Origin of the sequence: Hyphobacterium sp. SN044 (assembly GCF_021864465.1) — a bacterium.
Taxonomy (GTDB): domain Bacteria; phylum Pseudomonadota; class Alphaproteobacteria; order Caulobacterales; family Maricaulaceae; genus Hyphobacterium.
Window position 1 is genome coordinate 1 of record NZ_JAKKUV010000065.1, and the last position, 280, is coordinate 280.

General features: G+C 53.2%; 1 protein-coding gene. It reads left to right on the forward strand.

Annotated features, from left to right (window positions below; translation table 11 throughout):
* On the forward strand, positions 1–262 hold a 262-nt coding region (locus L5876_RS14670; RefSeq protein ID WP_236957103.1), incomplete at its 5' end, for an ATP-binding protein.
* Positions 263–280: the final 18 nt, after the last annotated feature.

Genomic DNA, 280 nt, shown 5'->3' on the forward strand with positions numbered 1-280 from the left:
GGAGGCACTCACGAACGCGGTTCGCCATGCCGATGCGACCAGCATTACACTGGAGCTCCGTTCCTCACCAGACCACATTGAATTCGTCATCACCGATAATGGGAAAGGTTTCGAACAGGCAGAAGAGAGCGCAGAGCACGGACTCGGATTGGGCCTGATGCAAGAGCGTGTCCAGGAACTAGGCGGGATGCTCTCCATTCATTCCACACTCGGAGAAGGAACCCATATCGCGATCAGTGTACCCCAGGAGAACATTTTATGATTACCCTGATTATCGTTG